The sequence below is a fragment of the Enterococcus sp. AMC1623 genome (assembly GCF_058216495.1).
On the sequence record NZ_JBZACX010000005.1, the window covers coordinates 1 to 18,304 of the forward strand.

General features: G+C 35.7%; 20 protein-coding genes and 3 pseudogenes. 18 read left to right on the forward strand and 5 right to left on the reverse strand.

The features are described from left to right. Nucleotide 1 precedes the first annotated feature (1 nt). From AC4BC7_RS17550 to AC4BC7_RS17600, 11 genes and pseudogenes are all read left to right on the forward strand, one after another. Nucleotides 2-1,054, forward strand: a complete 1,053-nt coding sequence (locus tag AC4BC7_RS17550; RefSeq protein WP_311928102.1) for an ABC transporter permease — start codon at nucleotides 2-4, stop codon at nucleotides 1,052-1,054. A gap of 11 nt (nucleotides 1,055-1,065) precedes the next feature. After that, a pseudogene (locus AC4BC7_RS17555) lies at nucleotides 1,066-1,754 on the forward strand (ABC transporter ATP-binding protein). Nucleotides 1,755-1,763: 9 nt separating this feature from the next. Beyond that, nucleotides 1,764-2,171: a DUF2871 domain-containing protein gene (locus AC4BC7_RS17560; RefSeq protein WP_311928093.1), complete on the forward strand. Its 408-nt coding sequence runs from the start codon at nucleotides 1,764-1,766 to the stop codon at nucleotides 2,169-2,171. 138 nt (nucleotides 2,172-2,309) lie between these two features. After that, the gene (locus tag AC4BC7_RS17565) at nucleotides 2,310-2,717 is read left to right on the forward strand and encodes a DUF2177 family protein (protein WP_137614767.1); all 408 of its coding nucleotides are present in this window, start codon (nucleotides 2,310-2,312) and stop codon (nucleotides 2,715-2,717) included. A gap of 5 nt (nucleotides 2,718-2,722) precedes the next feature. Next, a complete protein-coding gene (locus tag AC4BC7_RS17570) occupies nucleotides 2,723-4,504 on the forward strand; it encodes a DegV family protein (protein ID WP_137619597.1) in 1,782 nt (593 codons plus the stop codon). Beyond that, nucleotides 4,504-5,274, forward strand: a complete 771-nt coding sequence (locus tag AC4BC7_RS17575; RefSeq protein WP_137619608.1) for a DUF1295 domain-containing protein — start codon at nucleotides 4,504-4,506, stop codon at nucleotides 5,272-5,274. Before AC4BC7_RS17570 ends, AC4BC7_RS17575 begins: the two co-directional genes overlap by 1 nt. Before the next feature lie 38 nt (nucleotides 5,275-5,312). Beyond that, nucleotides 5,313-6,380 carry an ABC transporter permease gene (locus AC4BC7_RS17580; RefSeq protein ID WP_137619598.1) on the forward strand — a complete coding sequence of 356 codons (1,068 nt, stop codon included), beginning with the start codon at nucleotides 5,313-5,315 and terminating at the stop codon, nucleotides 6,378-6,380. 11 nt (nucleotides 6,381-6,391) lie between these two features. Continuing rightward, nucleotides 6,392-7,075: an ABC transporter ATP-binding protein gene (locus tag AC4BC7_RS17585; protein ID WP_137619599.1), complete on the forward strand. Its 684-nt coding sequence runs from the start codon at nucleotides 6,392-6,394 to the stop codon at nucleotides 7,073-7,075. A gap of 3 nt (nucleotides 7,076-7,078) precedes the next feature. Further along, on the forward strand, nucleotides 7,079-8,566 hold the full coding sequence (locus AC4BC7_RS17590; RefSeq protein ID WP_137619600.1) for a phytoene desaturase family protein: 1,488 nt from the start codon (nucleotides 7,079-7,081) through the stop codon (nucleotides 8,564-8,566). Further along, nucleotides 8,556-9,416, forward strand: a complete 861-nt coding sequence (locus AC4BC7_RS17595) for a phytoene/squalene synthase family protein (protein ID WP_137619601.1) — start codon at nucleotides 8,556-8,558, stop codon at nucleotides 9,414-9,416. Before AC4BC7_RS17590 ends, AC4BC7_RS17595 begins: the two co-directional genes overlap by 11 nt. Before the next feature lie 21 nt (nucleotides 9,417-9,437). Then, on the forward strand, nucleotides 9,438-9,980 hold the full coding sequence (locus AC4BC7_RS17600; RefSeq protein WP_137619602.1) for a TetR/AcrR family transcriptional regulator: 543 nt from the start codon (nucleotides 9,438-9,440) through the stop codon (nucleotides 9,978-9,980). 113 nt (nucleotides 9,981-10,093) lie between these two features. Here AC4BC7_RS17600 and AC4BC7_RS17605 read toward each other — a convergent pair whose 3' ends face one another. Next, entirely contained in the window at nucleotides 10,094-10,492 is a 399-nt protein-coding gene (locus AC4BC7_RS17605) for a zinc-binding metallopeptidase family protein (protein ID WP_420514517.1), read from the reverse strand. 32 nt (nucleotides 10,493-10,524) lie between these two features. On the opposite strand from AC4BC7_RS17605, the pseudogene AC4BC7_RS17610 reads away from it, so the two are divergent. Beyond that, nucleotides 10,525-10,731: pseudogene (locus AC4BC7_RS17610) on the forward strand (IS6 family transposase); the annotation flags it as partial. A 33-nt stretch (nucleotides 10,732-10,764) separates the two neighbouring features. On the opposite strand, the gene AC4BC7_RS17615 reads toward AC4BC7_RS17610, so the two are convergent. The 3 genes from AC4BC7_RS17615 to AC4BC7_RS17625 are packed head-to-tail and all read right to left on the reverse strand — an operon-like array spanning nucleotide 10,765 to nucleotide 12,406. Beyond that, complete coding sequence (locus AC4BC7_RS17615; RefSeq protein WP_490504523.1) at nucleotides 10,765-11,175, reverse strand: hypothetical protein; 411 nt, start codon at nucleotides 11,173-11,175, stop codon at nucleotides 10,765-10,767. A 33-nt stretch (nucleotides 11,176-11,208) separates the two neighbouring features. Further along, on the reverse strand, nucleotides 11,209-11,559 hold the full coding sequence (locus AC4BC7_RS17620) for a hypothetical protein (protein WP_420514489.1): 351 nt from the start codon (nucleotides 11,557-11,559) through the stop codon (nucleotides 11,209-11,211). Further along, on the reverse strand, nucleotides 11,549-12,406 hold the full coding sequence (locus AC4BC7_RS17625; protein WP_420514490.1) for an AAA family ATPase: 858 nt from the start codon (nucleotides 12,404-12,406) through the stop codon (nucleotides 11,549-11,551). The genes AC4BC7_RS17620 and AC4BC7_RS17625 overlap by 11 nt, the downstream gene beginning before the upstream one ends. Before the next feature lie 1,030 nt (nucleotides 12,407-13,436). On the opposite strand from AC4BC7_RS17625, the gene AC4BC7_RS17630 reads away from it, so the two are divergent. From AC4BC7_RS17630 to AC4BC7_RS17655, 6 genes and pseudogenes are all read left to right on the forward strand, one after another. After that, nucleotides 13,437-13,829, forward strand: coding sequence for a hypothetical protein (locus AC4BC7_RS17630; RefSeq protein WP_175613889.1), 393 nt, complete (start codon nucleotides 13,437-13,439; stop codon nucleotides 13,827-13,829). 232 nt (nucleotides 13,830-14,061) lie between these two features. Beyond that, on the forward strand, nucleotides 14,062-14,619 hold the full coding sequence (locus tag AC4BC7_RS17635) for a recombinase family protein (protein WP_490504524.1): 558 nt from the start codon (nucleotides 14,062-14,064) through the stop codon (nucleotides 14,617-14,619). A 156-nt stretch (nucleotides 14,620-14,775) separates the two neighbouring features. Further along, nucleotides 14,776-15,525: pseudogene (locus AC4BC7_RS17640) on the forward strand (conjugal transfer protein); the annotation flags it as partial. Between the two features lie 97 nt (nucleotides 15,526-15,622). Then, nucleotides 15,623-16,207 carry a TetR/AcrR family transcriptional regulator gene (locus AC4BC7_RS17645; RefSeq protein ID WP_420514492.1) on the forward strand — a complete coding sequence of 195 codons (585 nt, stop codon included), beginning with the start codon at nucleotides 15,623-15,625 and terminating at the stop codon, nucleotides 16,205-16,207. 83 nt (nucleotides 16,208-16,290) lie between these two features. Continuing rightward, nucleotides 16,291-16,635 (forward strand): hypothetical protein, encoded by a 345-nt coding sequence (locus AC4BC7_RS17650; protein ID WP_114526064.1) that lies wholly within the window; start codon nucleotides 16,291-16,293, stop codon nucleotides 16,633-16,635. Between the two features lie 24 nt (nucleotides 16,636-16,659). Further along, nucleotides 16,660-17,013: a class Ib ribonucleoside-diphosphate reductase assembly flavoprotein NrdI gene (locus tag AC4BC7_RS17655; protein ID WP_114526065.1), complete on the forward strand. Its 354-nt coding sequence runs from the start codon at nucleotides 16,660-16,662 to the stop codon at nucleotides 17,011-17,013. 87 nt (nucleotides 17,014-17,100) lie between these two features. Here the strand turns inward: AC4BC7_RS17655 and AC4BC7_RS17660 are convergent. Further along, nucleotides 17,101-18,140, reverse strand: a protein-coding gene (locus AC4BC7_RS17660) for an IS630 family transposase (RefSeq protein WP_490504525.1) whose coding sequence is annotated in 2 segments (ribosomal slippage) — nucleotides 17,101-17,640 and nucleotides 17,643-18,140 — 1,038 coding nt in all. Because the reading frame shifts where the segments join, the coding sequence is not laid out codon by codon here. Between the last annotated feature and the right edge of the window lie 164 nt (nucleotides 18,141-18,304).

Consider the following 18,304-nt stretch of genomic DNA (forward strand, 5'->3'; position numbering starts at 1 on the left):
TATAAGAGAAATTAAACATTCTAAGTTACGTTATTTTTTAGTGATAGGTGTCATGTTTCTAATCGCCTATCTTGTCTTTTTTTTGACTGGCTTAGCATACGGATTAGCACAAGATAATCGAAATGCAGTAGATCAGTGGAAAGCAGATAATATTTTAATTGCCGAAGACGCTAACGATAATTTAAATATGTCAATGTTTCCTATCAAAACTTATGAGGAAGTCAACGCAGAAGAAAAAGCAATTCTTGCACAACTCCCTGCTGTTGTTTCAAAAAAGGGAACAAAAGAGACAATTAACGCGATCTTTTTTGGGATTTCACCTGATCAATTTTTAGTTCCTAAAATTGAAACAGGAAGAATGTTTGAAACAAAAAATGAATCAGTCGTTGATGATAGTCTAAGAAATCAATATGGTTTACAAATTGGTGATCAATTAAAGGTATCTGGAAGTAATACAGAAATAACAATAGTTGGGTTTATAGAAAATGCTAAATTCAATGTTGCACCAGTCTTCTATATTTCTATGGAGACATACCAAGAAATTCGTTTTGAAAACACAAATAATTCCGAAGATATACCAATTAACGCAATTGTAACTAAAGGTAAAGTCAGCAACCTGCCGGATAACTTAGAGAAAATATCTATTGCTACATTTATCAATAATTTACCTGGCTATAACGCACAAGTGCTAACATTTGGTTTTATGATTGGTTTTTTAATTATCATTGCTGCCATTGTAATTGGCATTTTTATTTACGTTTTAACGATGCAAAAAACAGATATTTTCGGGGTGATGAAAGCCCAAGGAATTTCGAGTAAGTATATTGCTAAATCAGTCATTTCACAGACATTTATATTAGCATTTTTAGGTGTAGGAATAGGATTATTGGCTACTACTGTCACGTCTTATCTCCTACCAGCTCAAGTACCTTTTGAAACAAATAGCCTTTTTTTAACAGCAATTAGTGGTTTGATGGTACTTTTTGCTGTATTAGGTGCATTCTTTTCTGTACGAGCAGTAGTAAAAATCGATCCTTTAAAGGCTATTGGATAGGAGTCAAAAATATGAGTGCAATTGAATTTCAGCAAGTGAAAAAAATTTTTAAAGACGGCGACGAAACGATCGAAGCCTTGAAACCCACTAATTTTTCGGTTGAAAAAGGCGAGTTTGTTGCAATCATCGGTCCTTCTGGTTCGGAAAAAGTACCTTTTTAACGATCACTGGAGGCTTGCAATCACCTTCTGAAGGAGAAGTATTGATCAACGGACAACCATTTAGTGATAAAAAAGAAAAGGAACGTGCTAAATTACGATTTGATGAAATTGGTTTTATCTTACAAGCATCAAATCTCGTTCCATTTTTGACGGTCAAACAACAAATGAAGCTTGTGGATAAAGTGACACGGGCAAAATCTAAAATCGATGTTGAACAGTTATTCGAACAATTAGGCGTAGCAAAATTAAAAAATAAATATCCAGAAGAATTATCTGGAGGAGAGCGTCAACGAATCGCGATTATCCGAGCGCTTTACAATGATCCAACGATTATTTTAGCCGATGAACCAACTGCGAGTTTAGATACAGAGAAATCGTATGAAGTGGTTAAAATTTTAGCAAAAGAAACAAAAGAAAAAAATAAAGCAACGATTATGGTTACACATGATATTCGTTTAGTTGATTTTTGTGATAAAGTATACGTGATGAAAGATGGCGTATTGACACAAAAAGATCATGTAAAAGCCGAGGAAGTTTAGGGGGAAATGATGAAAAAACTAGTCAGAGTAAGTATGTCGTATATGATCATTGGATTATTATTTGGGGTTTATTATAGAGAATTGACTAAATGGTTTGATTTTAGTGGGAAAACACAACTAAGTACCCTACACACACATACGTTAGTCTTGGGGATGTTTTTCTTCTTGATTGTGTTATTATTAGAAAAAAATTTCCATATTACAGCACATAAATGGTACAAGCGATTTTATATCACGTACAATATCGGTTTGGGAATCACCTTATTACTTATGTTGATCCACGGAACAATGACCGTGATGGGGATTGAAAGTTCGGCAGCGATCTCAGGTGTTGCCGGTCTAGGACATATTATCATGACGATCGGGTTAGGTTTTTTCTTTGCTATATTATTTGGTTCAGTAGAAGAGCATGCGTAGAGCATGTTCTTTTTTTGTCATAAAAAGTAACGTGTTAGTTAATTAGTAGAAAAAAGCGCTTGAATTTGAGCAACAATCTAGGCATGAAAATGGAAATATGCTACACTTTGCTTATCAAGTGATAAGGGGGAGAAAGGCATGTCACAATTTTTCAAATTATTTTTAACAAGTGCGATTGTCTTTTTGATTTTTGACTTATTTTGGTTGTTGGTGGTATCGAAAAAAATGTATCAACATTTTATTGGACAACTAATGGGAGAAGTAAAATTGGCTCCAGCAGTGATTTTTTATGTGCTTTATGTGATAGGTGTTGTCTTTTTCGTATTATTACCAGGAGTCGAAAAACAGAGTATTCTTTATACAATCGGTGCGGGAGCATTATTTGGGTTGATTTGTTACGCAACGTACGATTTGACAAATTTAGCCACGCTTAAAGATTGGCCAGTGAAGATGACGATTATCGACCTTGCTTGGGGGACTGGTGTAACCGCTGTGACGTCGGCAATTGTTTATATGATCCAAGCGAATTTTTTTAAGGGAATGTGAATGAAATGAAAGAATCAGAAGGAACCAAGTTACTCGAAGGTTTTTTGAATGGGGCTAAAGAAGTTGTCAATCAAAAACAAGAATTGAATCGAATCAATGTATTTCCTGTAGCTGATGGAGATACTGGGAGTAACTTGGCTGCTTTGATGCAAACGATCTTAGACCAAGTTTCCATACAAACAAACAGCATCAAAGATGGATTGAACCAATTATCAGAAGCGGCAATGATGGGTGCTAGAGGAAATTCGGGTATGATCTTTGCTCAATATTTTTATGGGTTAAGTACTAGCTATGATGATGCACTCGTAGCAGAAAAAGCACTTGTTTATGCAGCACAAGAAGCGTCAAAAAAAGCATATCAAGCTGTCTTGGAACCAAAAGAAGGTACGATTTTATCAGTTATGCATGTGTGGTCAGAACATCTCGTTGAGCAGATCGAACACGGAAATACCCTGATTGAGGCGTTGACGGTTGCAAAAAGACAGACTAAAGCAGCGTTGGAACAGACACAGTTCCAAATGGCTGTACTGAAAAAGAATAAATTAGTCGATGCAGGTGCAAAAGGATTTTATTATTTTATTGCCGGTCTAACCGAATATTTTTGTAATGGGGATGTCTCTCACTATGAAAAGATGCAAGTAGATCAACAGGAAGCAATCGAAGAACATTTTCTAAGCGAGGCACCTAGATATCGTTATTGTTCAGAATTTTTAGTCAAACAGTTGACGATAGAATTTGACACATTTAAAGCACAACTGGCACACTATGGTGATTCTTTGGTTTTGATTGGTGATCAAACACAAGTAAAGATACATATCCACACTAGTGAACCTGCACGATTGATGTCTTATTTAGTATCTAATGGTCAAGTGGCGTATCAAAAAGTCGACGATATGCAATTGCAATATCAAATTGGACAAAACGCAAAAGCAAAAATTGCGATTGTAACCGATTCGATCGCAGACTTACCAAAAGATTTTAGCTTGGAACATCAAGTACATGTGTTACCGATGAATCTTTTACTAGATGAAGAAACATTTTTAGACAAATTGACTATCGAACCAGATTATTTACAGCAACGACTAAAAATAGCTAAAAGTATGAGTACTGCGCAACCGAATATAAAAACGGTCGATGCCTTGCTTTCGTTTTTAGAAGGGAAATATGATCATGTGTTGGTTATCAGTGTAGCGGCTAAATTAAGTGGAACGTATCAATTGATCACCCAACGCATAAAAGAAAAACAGCTCTCTTCTAACTGGATTCAAGTAATCGATTCGAAGCTCAATTCGATTGCCCAAGGATTACTTGTCAAACGAGCCGTAGAGTTAGTTGAGGCAGATAAATCATTTGAAACAGTCGTGAATGAATTGCAGTCCTTGCGTGAACGTATTTTTATATATGTAGCAGTAGCGGATTTAGATCCGATGATTCAATCTGGCAGAATTCCCCAATTCTTAGGAAAAATCGCTCAAAAAGCCTCTGTTCATCCAATCGTCAGTCTAAATGAAGAAGGCGATGGCAAGTTGATTGGCGCTTCTTTGAGTCAAAAACAAAGTTTGAAAAAAATCACAAAAAAGGTCAGCGGATTTGCTAACAAACAGCGTTTAGAAGCAGTTTATGTCACACATGTGTTTAATGAACAAGCAGCACTTGATTGGAAAACGAGCTTAAACGCACGAGCGATACCAGTCGATGCGATCGTAGAAAGCTCAGCAGCGATTGCGATCAGTGCGGGACAATCAAGTTTAGCGATCGCCGGGGTATTAAAGGAGGAAGAAAAATGATGTATGGGATTGTTGCATTTGCATTACTCATCTATTTTATTTGTTGGTTTATTATTTCAAAAGGTAAACGCAAGTATTCGTTAGTCGATATTGCTTGGGGTGGGGGGTTCGTTGTAGTAGCTTGGGGCGGTTTGATTGCTACAGATTTGATTACATTACAACAATTAGCTATTTTAGTACTCGTGACATTATGGGGTGGAAGATTATTTACCCATCTTGCTCGTCGCAATTGGAACAAGCCAGAAGACTATCGCTATGTGAACATGCGTAAACGCTGGGGGACAAAATATGTCGATATCAAAGCGTTCTTAAATGTATTCGTCTTGCAAGGCGTATTATTATTTATTATTGCGCTACCGATCACGTATACATTTGCTAACCCAAATGAATCCATGATGTGGTGGCAATGGCTTGGCGTTTTGATTTGGTTGATTGGCTTTATTTTTGAAGTTGGCGGCGATCGTCAATTAGAACAGTTCAAAAAAAATCCACAGAATAAAGGCAAATTACTAACAAGTGGTTTTTGGTCGGTAACACGTCATCCAAATTACTTTGGTGAAGCCGTTTGTTGGTGGGGTGTATTTTTAGTTGCGCTGACAAGTTGGTCGACATTATGGCTGATTTTAAGTCCAATCTGTATTACATTGTTGTTATTATTTGTTTCAGGAGTTCCATTATTAGAAAAGAAATACCATGATCGTCAAGACTTTAAAGAATATGCAGCACATACTGCAAAATTCTTTCCAATTATTGGGAAAAAAGGGCTATAAGTTTAGTTTTTTTTTTCTACCAAAAAGGGGGAAAATCGATGTTTTTAGCATTAAATGAAATCAAACATTCTAAATTACGTTACACATTAGTCATTGGTGTGATGTTTTTAATTGCCTATCTGGTCTTTTTTTTGACAGGATTAGCTTACGGATTAGCCCAAGAAAATCGAATGGGAATCGATAAATGGCAAGCAGATAATATTTTATTATCCAGTGAAGCCAATGATAATTTGAATATGTCGATGATCGATCCTAAAGATTTTGATAAGGTTGATGTCAAAGACAAGGCTGAATTGTCACAACTTTCTGGTATCGTCTATCGTGAAGGGGATAAATCAGAAAAAGAAAATGTCAGTTTCTTTGGAATCAATCCAGATCAGTTTATTACTCCAGAAGTTACAGAAGGAAAATTATTTACAAAAGATAATGAGGTCGTTGCCGATGAAAGTTTAAAAATCAATGCAGGGTATAAAATCGGCGATACGATCATCTTAGCAACAAATGAAGAAGAATTAACTATCACAGGATTTACAAAAAATGCAAAATTTAATGTGGCACCAATCCTGTACACAACGCTAGATACGGTCCACAAACTAAAATACGGTGAACGTGCGCAAATGCAACCGATGAAATTAAATGCCATTGTGACAAAAGGGAAACTAACGGATGTACCAAGTAGTTTACAACGTTTAACGATTTCAACATTTATCAATAAACTTCCGGGATATAATGCCCAAGTGTTGACTTTTGGTTTTATGATCGGCTTTTTAGTCGTCATCGCTGCAGTAGTTATTGGGATCTTCATCTATGTTTTAACGATGCAAAAAACGGCGATTTTTGGTGTGATGAAAGCCCAAGGAATCTCTAGTAGTTACATTGCCCGCTCTGTTATTGCCCAAACGTTCTTTTTAGCGGTTGTGGGTGTTGGGATCGGGTTGCTTGCTACGATCGGCTCAGGACTTATATTGCCAGAAGCGGTACCGTTTCAAAGTAATGCGTTATTTTTTGCCGCAGTCAGTATTATGATGGTTGTCGTTGCAATCATTGGAGCCTTTTTCTCAGTTCGTACTATTGTCAAAATCGATCCATTAAAAGCCATTAGTTAGGAGGAAAATAGATGAGCGCGATAGAAATGAAGCACGTGACCAAGCAATTTCAGGATGGTGATGAGACGATTCATGCGTTAAAAGAAACGAATTTTTCAGTAGATAAAGGAGAATTTGTAGCTATTATTGGACCATCGGGATCTGGAAAAAGTACATTTTTAACCATTATCGGAGGCTTACAGAGTCCAACTTCAGGTGAAGTTTTGATCAACGGCCAACCATTTAGTCAGAAAAAAGAAAAACAACGAGCGGCTTTACGTTTTAAAGAAATCGGCTTTATTTTACAAGCATCAAATCTTGTTCCGTTTTTGACCGTCAAAGATCAATTGAAATTAGTCGATAAAGTCACGAAACAAAAAGCACGGTCAGTTGGAACAGAATTATTTACTCAACTAGGCGTCGAAAAATTAGTTTCAAAATATCCAGAAGAGCTTTCAGGAGGAGAACGTCAACGAATCGCTATCATCCGTGCTTTATATCATGATCCTACGATTATTTTAGCTGATGAGCCCACTGCAAGTTTAGATACGGAAAAAGCTTATGAAGTGGTCAAAATTTTAGCAAAAGAAACGAAAGAAAAACAAAAAGCGACGATCATGGTCACGCATGACCTCCGTTTAGTCGACTATTGTGATAAAGTTTATATAATGAAAGATGGAGAGTTAACCGAAAAAAAAGAAAAGTCAGGTGAATAGTACATGGAAAAAATTATAGTGGTTGGAGCAGGCGTAGCAGGATTAAGTGCAGCTGTTCGTTTACAAAATCTGGGTTATGATGTTCATTTATATGAAAAAGACGTCAAGCCTGGTGGGAAAATGAATCAAATCGAAAAAGATGGCTTTCTTTTTGACGTAGGGCCAACGATCGTGATGATGCCCGAAATTTATCGTGAGGTGTTTGAAGTCTGCGGGAAAGATCCTGATGACTATATTCCAATGGAAAAAGTCGATCCAATGCTAGAATTGTTTTTTGCAAACGATGACCCATTGCTATTTTCAAGTGACCTTACGACGTTGACAAAAACGTTAGAAGATATCTCAGAAGAAGATGCGCAAGGCTATTTTGCCTTTTTAGCGGATATCTACAAACGATACTTGATTGCAAAAGAACACTTTATCATGAAATCGTTCCGTGGTCCGCTTGATTTTTATAATCCAAAATCGTTGTGGGCGGGTGTTCGTTTGCGTACGTTTAGTGATGCCTATTCTTCGATCTCTAAATTTGTCAAAGATGACCGCTTGCGTAAATCGCTTGCCTTTCAGACATTGTATATCGGTGTTTCACCGTATCAAGGTCCATCACTGTATACGATTATTCCGATGATCGAGCTCTTTTATGGGGTCCATTTTATGAAAGGTGGGATGTATACCTTAGCGAAATCATTAGACCGATTGTTCAAAGAATTAGGTGGAACAGCTCATTATGGCACACCAGTCGATGAAATCGTCATCGAACAAAAGTCTGCCAAAGGAATCCGTATTGGCCAAGAGATGATTGCAGCCGATGCTGTCGTGTGTGGAGCTGATTTTCCATATGCAATGAAGCATTTGATCCCAGACGAAAAGAAACGCGGAAAATATACTAACAAAAAAATCGATAAAATGGAGTATTCATGTTCTTGCTTCTTGATGTATCTTGGCTTAGATAAGCATTATCCAGGAGAGACGTTACATAGTATTTATTTTGCTGAAGATTTTGAACGCAATGTGAGTGATTTGTTTGAAGACGGTGTACTTCCAGAAGATCCTTCATTTTATTTGTATCGTCCAACTTTACTTGATAAAGATTTAGCACCAGAAGGCAAGGAAGGTCTATATGTCTTGATCCCAGTACCAGAAGTGTCAAAATATAATGATTGGTCAGATCAGGCGATTCAAACGTATCGCAATAAAATTGTTGAGTTGATCCAAACGAAAACGCAATTTACAGATCTAAATGATCATATCGTGTTTGAAGAATATTACACACCAGATAAATTCAAGCAACAATTCAATGCCTATAATGGTGCGACATTTGGGTTGAAGCCAATCTTGTCACAAAGTAATTACTATCGTCCACACAACAAATTTGATTATGCAGAAAATCTTTATTTTTGTGGTAGTAGTACCCATCCAGGAGCCGGTGTTCCTATTGTTATGCAAAGTGCAAAACTGGCAGTAGAGGAGTTAGTTAGAGATGAAAATTAATCAGCAAAATATTTTTGAAGATCGCAAACAAGCATTTAAAATTTGCGAACAAACTATCAAACAACATTCAAAGTCTTTCTATGCCGCTTTTTCTCAACTACCAAAAAAGAAAGCTCAAAGTATTTATGCAATTTATACATTCTGTCGAGTAGCTGATGATATAGTAGACGAAGAGAAAGATGCTCAAAAATTACAACAACTTTTTCAAGAATTAGAATCATTTGAAGCTGGATCAGTTCCCAATCATCCAATGTGGCTAGCTTTAGAAGCCGTTTTTAGTGAATTTCCAATGGATATCCGCCCCTTTTATGATATGTTAATAGGACAACGCATGGATTTGAATTTTCAACAGCCAAAAACACAACAAGAACTATTAGATTATGCCTATTATGTAGCTGGTAGTGTAGGATTAATGCTTCTACCTGTGCTATCTCCTACCCCAACTAAAATTATCACACCCGCAAAAAAATTAGGCGAAGCAATGCAACTGACAAATATTTTGCGAGATATTGGCGAAGATTATCGTTTAGGTAGAATTTATCTCCCGAAAGAAGATATGCTTCGTTACCAAATTACAACAACACATTTAGAAAAACAAATTATATCAGACAATTTTATTAATCTTTGGGAGGAACTAGCAAAAAAAGCAGAAAAACTATATAATGAATCCTTAGAAATGATTCCTTTTATTGCAAATGACACACGCCATGCACTCTTAAGTGCACTTATGATTTACAAAGAATTACTCCCTGAAATTAGAAGAAACCACTATAATATTTATGAAAAGAAACATGTGGTTAGTACTCGTAGAAAAATTGAGTTAATTCATGCATTAAAAAGAAACATGTAGAATAAGAATTCAGGTGATTTTATGTACGAAGAAATTTTAGATGTAGCCGAACAGCTATTCATGACTCAAGGATATCAAGCTACATCTACCAGACAAATCACACAAATTTTGGGCGTAACACAACCAACAATTTACTATCACTTTAAAAATAAGGAAGATATTTACTATCGAGTTATGTTGCGTTTATCAAATGACGTAGAGATTAACTTAAAAAAAATTGCAAACGCGTCAAGTTCTGCCTTAGAGATAAAATTATTAGAGATGGTTGAATTTTTAAAAGCCAAGCATCCTTTTAATTTATTTGTAATGATGCATGATATACAGCATACTGTATCTAAAGAAACTTCTATGAAACTGTATCAATTATTTTTAAAGTCTTATAAATCTCCATTTATCCAGCTACTACAAGAAAATAAAAATCATCTACGACATTCAGTGGATATTGATTTTGCAGTAAGTCAATTATTTATATTAATGGCAGCATACTTAGATAGCACGGATAGAAGTGAAGATTTCTCTAAAAGAATCTATTTATACTTACATGGGATATACCAGTCTGAATAATAATCCAAATAAGAGGCTATGTACATATAACCTCTTATTTGGATTTATCTTTGTTTACCAGTTAAACAGAATTTTCAGTAAGTATAAGTGGTTGAAAAAACTTATCACACTATTTAATCAAGTTCTTCAAAAAAAGGCTGATAGCTATCATCAACAATCCCCTTAAAAGTCAGACCGCTAACATCTGTACCTCCACGCATTACTAGTCCTTGATAGTTAAGATTATGCCGTTTGCACATTTCTTTAAAACGTTTAATTACCCGATTATCGTCTTCATGATAATAAGCATATAAGCTTTGATTGACTTCATATTCTAACTTCGCGTCAAATTCATCTGCTGCTTTTTTAAGCGTTTCAATAACGTGATCTAACTGTTTTTTACCACTCTCATGATTAAGACTTCGTATTTCCATGGCAAATGTTGTAATCTCAGGAACAACATTTGTTGGATAGTCACAAATTACTTTTCCGATAGTTGTTGTTGTATTTTCATCAATCTTCAAAAGATTCATATTTGAAATTGCCTCTGCCATCACTTGGATAGATGAAATACCTGAATAATTTGATTGAACAAGACCATCGTCCAGTAAAGAGACGCAATAAATTCTATCGAAGTTTACGCACTGCCTCTACCACGATTAAAGGCATGGAAGCCATCCGAGGATTATATAAGAAAACCCGAAAAGAAGGCACTCTCTTCGGGTTTTCGGTCTGTACTGAAATCAAGGTATTATTGGGAATCCCAGCTTAAATCATAGATACCGTAAGGGATTTTATTCTTTATTTAAAACTTTGCAACAGAACCGTTTAGCTCTTTTTCGATGGATAATTTATCATCTAATTCAATAATCATCTTATATAGAGAGTCTATTGGAGACAAATCAAGTTTATTATTGGGATATTTTTTATTATATTTTTTTAGCGTGTTTTTTTCTTCTTCTAATTGGACGGCGAATTGCTCCACTTGTTCTTCTGTAATCTCTTCTACTAGGTATCCATCTTTAGAAGTACTATTTAGTATTTTATTATAAAAACTCCCGTTAGTTTGGAGATTGTTATATCGAAGGGTAGCCTCTTCCCTGATTTCTGCTCTAACAGCGCTATAGTAGAATAGACCACCTACTACAACAATGACTAAAAGACCTATAAATCCAGTAATAATTTTCTTTTTTTTGTTGCTTCTATTTATCTGCATTTAGAGAACGCACCTTTCAAAGTTAAATTTTGCCTAATTCAGAATAAATTCCTTCAATGTTCTAAACGAACGCTGCTCATCATTGCTCAATTCGTTAACAACGTAGCTATCAATCATCATTTCAATCATTTCATAAGCAAATTTCGTATTTTTGATTTTCATGAGGAGTTCTAACTCCTCTTTCGTCGCTCTAGACAGCTTAATGGTTGCATCTTGATTTTTAAATGCCTTAGAAGTCGTTCTGGGAGACGTATTTTTGGGTTTTTCTGCTATTTTCGCAGTTTTAGCGGATTGAATGAGTCCTGTTTTCTTAGGAATCGTCTGATCAACTGGTGTTACGCGATTTTGTTTAATTAATGAGGATGGATTATTTTTATTCGTCATTTGTCTCACCTTTTTCAAAGAAATTAATACGTTCAATCAATTCGCTAGAAACTTTATCATATAGTTCAATGACGCGCTTATCGTGTCGGTCATTTTCAATGATTCCAGTATTATCAAATCGTTTTAAACGGGCCATATTTGGGATTTTATTCGTAAAGATATTTTCTTCGCCAAAAATTTCTGCTGCATTTGCTAAAACAAATTGGTCTAGTGTAGCATTACTATCCATCAAAACCGGAAGAACGCCACAAATCTCAAAATCGGCATTAAATTCAATCGCTAGCTTCCGTAAGTCCTCTAATACCTGAACAGCACCATCATAACTAAGTTCCTGCGTTTGTAAAACAATTAAAATATAATTTGATGCCATCACAGCGGAGTCTGTTAAGTAGGACTTCGTCGGAGGAACATCAATAAAAATATAATCGTACTGCTCTTTTAATGGAGTTAACAATTGGTTAAAATAGGTAATTTTTTGTTTTGTAATCTCATGATAGTCAGGATCCCCTTCTTCGACAACGCCAAAACGTTTATCAAGGAATGTACTATAATTTGCAAAATCAATATAGGAAGGCAACAGATCTAAATTTTCAATAATAGGAACGGCTAAATTTTCTAGGCTTTCTTCTCTCACAGCGGTCATTAGTGTCTTGTCAAAGCTAAAAACATTATCTGGGTCATGTGCTTGTTTTGTACGAATTAAAACGGTCGTCGCATTTGATTGTGGGTCAAGGTCAACAACTAAACACTTATAGCCTTTTTTAGCCACTTCATAAGCGTTTAATGTGGTGTTTTTGGTTTTTCCAACACCGCCTTTGTAATTCAAGCTAGTTAAAATGATTGCCATACGATTTATCTCTCCTTATATCTATATTTCTATATTGATTATAACACGATGTAATATAGAAATATAGATATTTCTATATTACGAAAAAAAGTCTTATTTTGAATTAAAAATGCACCGCAAGAAAAGCTAGCAAAAAATATCTATATATAGAAATATAGAAATATCCCTTTATAGAAATATAGAAATATAGAAATATCCCTTTATAGAAATATAGAAATATAGAAATATAGATATTATTGATAAATAGGCGAAAAAGGCTGTTGCAACGCGTTTTTTTCAATGATATGCTCATGTTAATTAAATAAAAAAAGAGCCCGCAGACTGCAATCTGTAGACCCCAAACATACTCAAAATGTTTATTACTTGGTCTGATTATATCATCTTAAACCGATCTAATCAAAAAGAGACTCTTTTAAAAACGTAGAAGCCAAACTGCGTGTAATTAAGTTTACGAATAAATAGAAAGGTTAAGCATTAGCCGCCGCAATAACTAATGCTAGTGGAGTAAATAAGATGGTCTTGTCTCTTATTCCATGAAGGGTGGTGGCGACCGATTCAACGGCCAGGGTGGTAATACGGATATTTTATATCAGTAACGTTAAACAATGCTTATAGGGCGTATTTTATAAGGGTTTAACGTGTATCTTTACGATACCAACGACAAGACATGTGATAGTGGCTCCGGTCGACTCTTCGACGGCAAAACTGTAACATGTTGTACTCTACTTGATAGTTAAAAGTTTTTTTTAACCGTCAAACTAGGGTACAACTATGCTCAACACCAGCACAACAACTTCTCTGGCAACAAAGTGCCCGTCATTTGTCAACATTGTTTATCTTTTTCTTTTGAATTTTTTAAATAGATTATAATACTAGTGAGCCAGTGACCTTAGTCACGATCTGGCGAGAGTGAGCATTAGCGAACGGCTACGTAGTAGTTGCCTTCCAGGCAAAAGCGCCTTAGCGCAACCAGACAAACATAATAGGCTAAATTAAGAATTAAAAAATAAATAAATTGAGGTGGAAGAATATGAAATCATTTGTAATTCCTGCTAATCCGAAGATCTATAGAGCAAAAGAAGCATTTGACACATTAGGGACGATTCATTGGACTCAAGGTAAGAATAAAAGCGTTAATGTAGGAGATATTATATATATATATGAAACTAAACCTACAGCTGGAATAATATTAAAAACTGAAGTTGTTGACCGTGATGTGACTAAATATTCGATAGATGATAGTCAGTTTTGGTGTATTGAACCAACTTTGAATCCAGCAGGCCCATGGTTTACTTTAAAAAAAATAAATAATATTGATCCTATATGTTCATTTTTAGAATTGAAAAATCATGGACTAAAAGGATATATTCAGTCTCTTAGGCAATTAGATGACGCTATTGTAGCCAAAATTGAGAACAATTAAAAATTTTTTATTTAATGATAAGAGTAACCGCCCTTAGAAAAGTGTTGCCATTCCATCGTAACAACCTCTGCATTCAGAATGGAGAAATCCATTCTATTTTTATTTAATTGACTATGCCAATAAGTTTAAACCATAGTCAAAACTTAAGAGTATTGACTATGCTTCTTTGCTCTAGTAAAATCAAGGGATACTAAGGTGTCATAACTTATGTTCAAAAGTGAGGGTAAAAAAAATGAAATATGGCTATGCACGGGTGAGTACCCGCCAACAGGATCTGGAAGGACAGCTGCGTCAACTCGAGGAGGAACGCTGCGATCGGGTCTACTTCGAAAAAATTACCGGAACAAAAAGTGATCGCCCCGAATTCCAAAACCTCCTTCAGGAGATCCAGACAGGGGACACGCTAGTTGTGACGAAGCTGGACCGCTTCGCACGCAGCACGCAAGACGCGTTGAACACAATCAAGCTCTTATTCGAGAAGGGCGTGCGGATCAACGTGCTGAATTTAGGCATTATCGAAAACACGTCGACCGGAAGATTGATTTTCACGATTTTCAGCGCTTTTGCGGATTTTGAACGGGATCTGATTGTGGAGCGTACGCAAGAGGGAAAAGAACTGGCCAAACAGAAACCCGATTTCCGAGAAGGACGACCAAAAAAATTCAATCAGCAACAAATCAATCTGGCCATGAATCTATTGAAGAGTCATTCCTATAAAGAGGTAGAGAAAATGACCGGAATCAGCAAGAGTACTTTGACGCGGAATAAAAGAAAAATAAGTGAGGTCTAACATTCGGATTAAGCGTTTTCATGCTTATGTCTGATAAGATATTACTTAGATAGGTATACAGCCTTAATATTGAGATGAGAGAAGACTGAATAGTGCTTAAGAATTTTTTCTTTAAGAACAAGAAACGTCTAAAAATCTTTGAAAAAATATTCTATTTCGCATACCATTCATGAAACAACCATCATAGAAAAGGAATACGTTGATACTCATCATGTAGAAAACTTCGTCGAGAACTTTGCGAAGATTTACTACACTTGGGAGTTAGACGACAATTCTATTGAGAACCGTATGGAAAAACTCAAAGGCTATTTAACAGATGAGCTTCAAGCTCTCAATGTCGATACGGTTCGTAAAGATATTCCTGTATCGTCTTCTGTAAGAGGAATTCAGATATGGACGGTTGAGTCAAAGAGCAAAAATACTTTTGATGTGACCTATAGTGTGGACCAATTCATTACAGAGAGCAAAAACAAAAAGACGGTTCAATCTGCTTATGAAGTGAGCGTCTATGTAGATGGTTCTGGAAATATGGTACTCGTTAAGAATCCGACGATTACCAGCATTCCTGTGAAATCAGACTATAAACCAAAAGCGATTGAAAGTGATGGTACGGTTGATTCCATCACAACCAATGAAATCAATGAGTTTTTAAGTACGTTCTTTAGGATCTATCCCACTGCAACAGCCAGTGAGCTTTCATATTATGTGAGTGATGGTATTTTGAAGCCAATCGGAAAAGATTACGTCTTTCAAGAATTAGTAAATCCTATTTACCATTGCAAGGATAATCAAGTGACCGTGTCACTGGTAGTAAAATACCTTGACCAGCAGACCAAAACAACACAAGTATCTCAATTTAGCTTGACGCTTGAAAAAAAGGAAGGTAACTGGAGAATAATCAAATGATAAATATATAGAAAACTATTGCATAAGCTTAACAATAGCAGTACAATATGAATGAATATATAATTATGTTCATTCATATTCCTGAAAGGAGAATTACATGCGTATCGAAAAAAATGTTATCTTACAAGTTGCACACGATATATTTTTAAAAAAAGGATATAAAAAAACAAACATTTCAGAAATAGCAACAAAAGCTAAAATAGCTGCTGGTACATTTTATAATTATTTTGATTCAAAAGAATCATTATTTTTAGAAATTTATGTGCAAGAAAATGAGAGAGTAAGAAATGATTTAATTAGTAATCTTAATTTGAATGATTTATCAGTAGATCAGTTACTCGAAAAAATTTTTGAGTACACAATTGACAAAGTTACACATAACAAAATTTTAGCGGAATGGAATAATCACCAAATTTCTAGTGTTCTTCATCAATATTACGCCTCAGATGTAGGCAAGCAGAATAATACATTCCATGTTTTTTTAACAAAAACGTTACGGAATATACTTAAAGAGAAAAAATTTGATGATGACAATATTGATAAATTGATGAGAGTCTATGATTTGATTTACTACTTAGATATGAATATTACTTCGAGTGATTTCGAAGATTACGAAAAAACGCTAAAATTACTGGTTAAATATTTTTGTAAAGGTGTATTGACAACTAAAGAAGACAATTAAGTTTTCTTTATATCCATAGATGAATGAATGGTAAATAATATTCATTCAAAAGCAAAACAATAGATGATAATTGGAGGAAAAAGATGAAATCAGAGGAGGATTTTAAAATGAGTGGGTTATCGATTTTCGGAATATGTTTAATTTTATTAGGTATTTGTACAGCCATTTACGGGGGATTTTTATTTCCATTAAACTTTTTGAATAGTGAATTTATGAGTATGGTCATTGGAGGTTTGGTTTTAGTATGTATAGGTATTTTCTTAGTTTCTGAAATAGCCCCTATTTTTAAAATACTAGTTATATGGATAACAGCCATACTCTCGTTAGTATATATCTATGGATTTGAAATGGATTTCATTATTAAGATAATGAGTTATATTCCTATCATTGGTTTAGCAGTGTGGCTAACAATAAAATTATGGAAGTAACTTCAAGTGAAGGGTGTGTAGTTAATGTTAATTGTATATGATAGTTTAACTGGACTTGGGAAAAAATTTTCAGAATCACTTGACTATAAAAGTCAACCTGTTAAAGAAAAATTATCTGAAAAATGCATTTTAATAACCAGAAATGTTGGTGCAGGAAAAATTCCAAGAACTACAAAAAAATTCATTCGAAAACACAAAGAGCTAATAGTAGGTTTTGTCAATAATGGAGACCGTGAAAAGCATGGAGAAACATTTTGTGGTTCTAGCGATAAACTTGTAAAGGAGTACGGACTCCTTTTAATAAAAAATATTGAAGGAGCTGGTAATGATGAAGATATAAAAGATGTAAAGGCATTCATCGCTAATCATGAGAATTGAATAAGCTGTGATTACTATAATAGGAGGTCAGTATTACTATGCTACTACTTATTAGCCTTATTATATAAGTTGAATAAAATAATTACCCTACATTTTCACGCAGAGACGGTCAATGACAATCTCCCTCTGCTCGTTTATCCAAGTGAGGAAACTCTGGACCGCCAGATTGATCTTTTGGACGCTTGAGAAAAATACGTTATTGATAACCGTCTCCTTCAGCCATTTCCATAGTCCCTCTATCAAGTTGAGATTAGGGCTATACGGAGGAAGGAACACGAGTTCCAAACGCCCCTTATTCTCTTCCAAGAATGGCTGGATCAGTTTCGCATGATGGTTACGGGCATTGTCCAGAATCATGACTATCTTTCCAACCGGATAATGCTCAAGAACAAAGACTAGGAATTCTAAGAAGGATGTTGCGTCGTAGTGCTCTTTCTCGCTGCATAGGATCTCACCCGACGCGTAGTCCAGGCAGCCAATCAGCTTTGTACCACAATGTTTTCCGTAGGTAGGGATTATCCGTTGTCTTCCTTTTAGAAACCAGGTCCGTTGGATAGCTTGGTAATCTCGAATCATGGACTCGTCTTGAAATAAGAGATAATCGATTTTCTCTTCCATCAGTTTTTTTTTAGATCTGGGAAGGTCTCCTCCAGAAAAACACGCTGTTTTTCTGGATTCGCCTTAGCCAGCGTATAGGTGGGACGCGTGTAGGACAGACCCAACCGCTCCATAAGGAGCGACATGCCCCGGACGGTGTAGGTGACTCCCCATTCCCTCTCCACATACATAATCATGAGAGCGAGCGTCCAGTTAGCAAACATTCCCAATGCAACATCTGATGGAAGCTTGGTGGATACGATAGTGGCTAGCGATGCCTCTTGATCAGCGGTCAGCCGCCTGGGCCTTCCATTTGAATGGTGCCGGACTAGGCCGTCGAGGCCTGCTTTTCGGTAGGAGGAAACATAGCTGCTTACGGTCTTGCGGGTACGGCCGATGATTTGTGCAACTTCGTTCATCGTGTGCCCATCTAAGTATAGGTAGACAGCTTGGTAGCGTTCAAAAAGTCTACGATCCTTCGTTTGTTTCATTGCTTGCTTCAGTTCATTAAGTTGGGTTTGGGTGTCCATCGGATTCAACCCTTCCTATTTTTTACCTTACTTATACTGGAAAAACGAAAAGAGTAGAAATTAAATTCATTCTATATAGAAAACGAAAAAGAATAGAATCACAAATCACAAGTGATTAATCACAAATCACTTGTGATTTGTGATTGTTGATGATAAAATAAGAA

What these genes read in the sequence shown, in the direction of transcription:
- AC4BC7_RS17575 (WP_137619608.1), top strand. Translation starts at nt 4,504, where the DNA reads ATGTATGGGATTGTTGCATTTGCATTACTCATCTATTTTATTTGTTGG.
- AC4BC7_RS17605 (WP_420514517.1), bottom strand. Translation starts at nt 10,492, where the DNA reads ATGAATCTTTTGAAGATTGATGAAAATACAACAACAACTATCGGAAAA.
- AC4BC7_RS17650 (WP_114526064.1), top strand. Translation starts at nt 16,291, where the DNA reads ATGAAATCAGAGGAGGATTTTAAAATGAGTGGGTTATCGATTTTCGGA.
- AC4BC7_RS17580 (WP_137619598.1), top strand. Translation starts at nt 5,313, where the DNA reads ATGTTTTTAGCATTAAATGAAATCAAACATTCTAAATTACGTTACACA.
- AC4BC7_RS17625 (WP_420514490.1), bottom strand. Translation starts at nt 12,406, where the DNA reads ATGGCAATCATTTTAACTAGCTTGAATTACAAAGGCGGTGTTGGAAAA.
- AC4BC7_RS17585 (WP_137619599.1), top strand. Translation starts at nt 6,392, where the DNA reads ATGAGCGCGATAGAAATGAAGCACGTGACCAAGCAATTTCAGGATGGT.
- AC4BC7_RS17600 (WP_137619602.1), top strand. Translation starts at nt 9,438, where the DNA reads ATGTACGAAGAAATTTTAGATGTAGCCGAACAGCTATTCATGACTCAA.
- AC4BC7_RS17590 (WP_137619600.1), top strand. Translation starts at nt 7,079, where the DNA reads ATGGAAAAAATTATAGTGGTTGGAGCAGGCGTAGCAGGATTAAGTGCA.
- AC4BC7_RS17620 (WP_420514489.1), bottom strand. Translation starts at nt 11,559, where the DNA reads ATGACGAATAAAAATAATCCATCCTCATTAATTAAACAAAATCGCGTA.
- AC4BC7_RS17615 (WP_490504523.1), bottom strand. Translation starts at nt 11,175, where the DNA reads ATGCAGATAAATAGAAGCAACAAAAAAAAGAAAATTATTACTGGATTT.
- AC4BC7_RS17630 (WP_175613889.1), top strand. Translation starts at nt 13,437, where the DNA reads ATGAAATCATTTGTAATTCCTGCTAATCCGAAGATCTATAGAGCAAAA.
- AC4BC7_RS17570 (WP_137619597.1), top strand. Translation starts at nt 2,723, where the DNA reads ATGAAAGAATCAGAAGGAACCAAGTTACTCGAAGGTTTTTTGAATGGG.
- AC4BC7_RS17565 (WP_137614767.1), top strand. Translation starts at nt 2,310, where the DNA reads ATGTCACAATTTTTCAAATTATTTTTAACAAGTGCGATTGTCTTTTTG.
- AC4BC7_RS17635 (WP_490504524.1), top strand. Translation starts at nt 14,062, where the DNA reads ATGAAATATGGCTATGCACGGGTGAGTACCCGCCAACAGGATCTGGAA.
- AC4BC7_RS17645 (WP_420514492.1), top strand. Translation starts at nt 15,623, where the DNA reads ATGCGTATCGAAAAAAATGTTATCTTACAAGTTGCACACGATATATTT.
- AC4BC7_RS17560 (WP_311928093.1), top strand. Translation starts at nt 1,764, where the DNA reads ATGAAAAAACTAGTCAGAGTAAGTATGTCGTATATGATCATTGGATTA.
- AC4BC7_RS17595 (WP_137619601.1), top strand. Translation starts at nt 8,556, where the DNA reads ATGAAAATTAATCAGCAAAATATTTTTGAAGATCGCAAACAAGCATTT.
- AC4BC7_RS17655 (WP_114526065.1), top strand. Translation starts at nt 16,660, where the DNA reads ATGTTAATTGTATATGATAGTTTAACTGGACTTGGGAAAAAATTTTCA.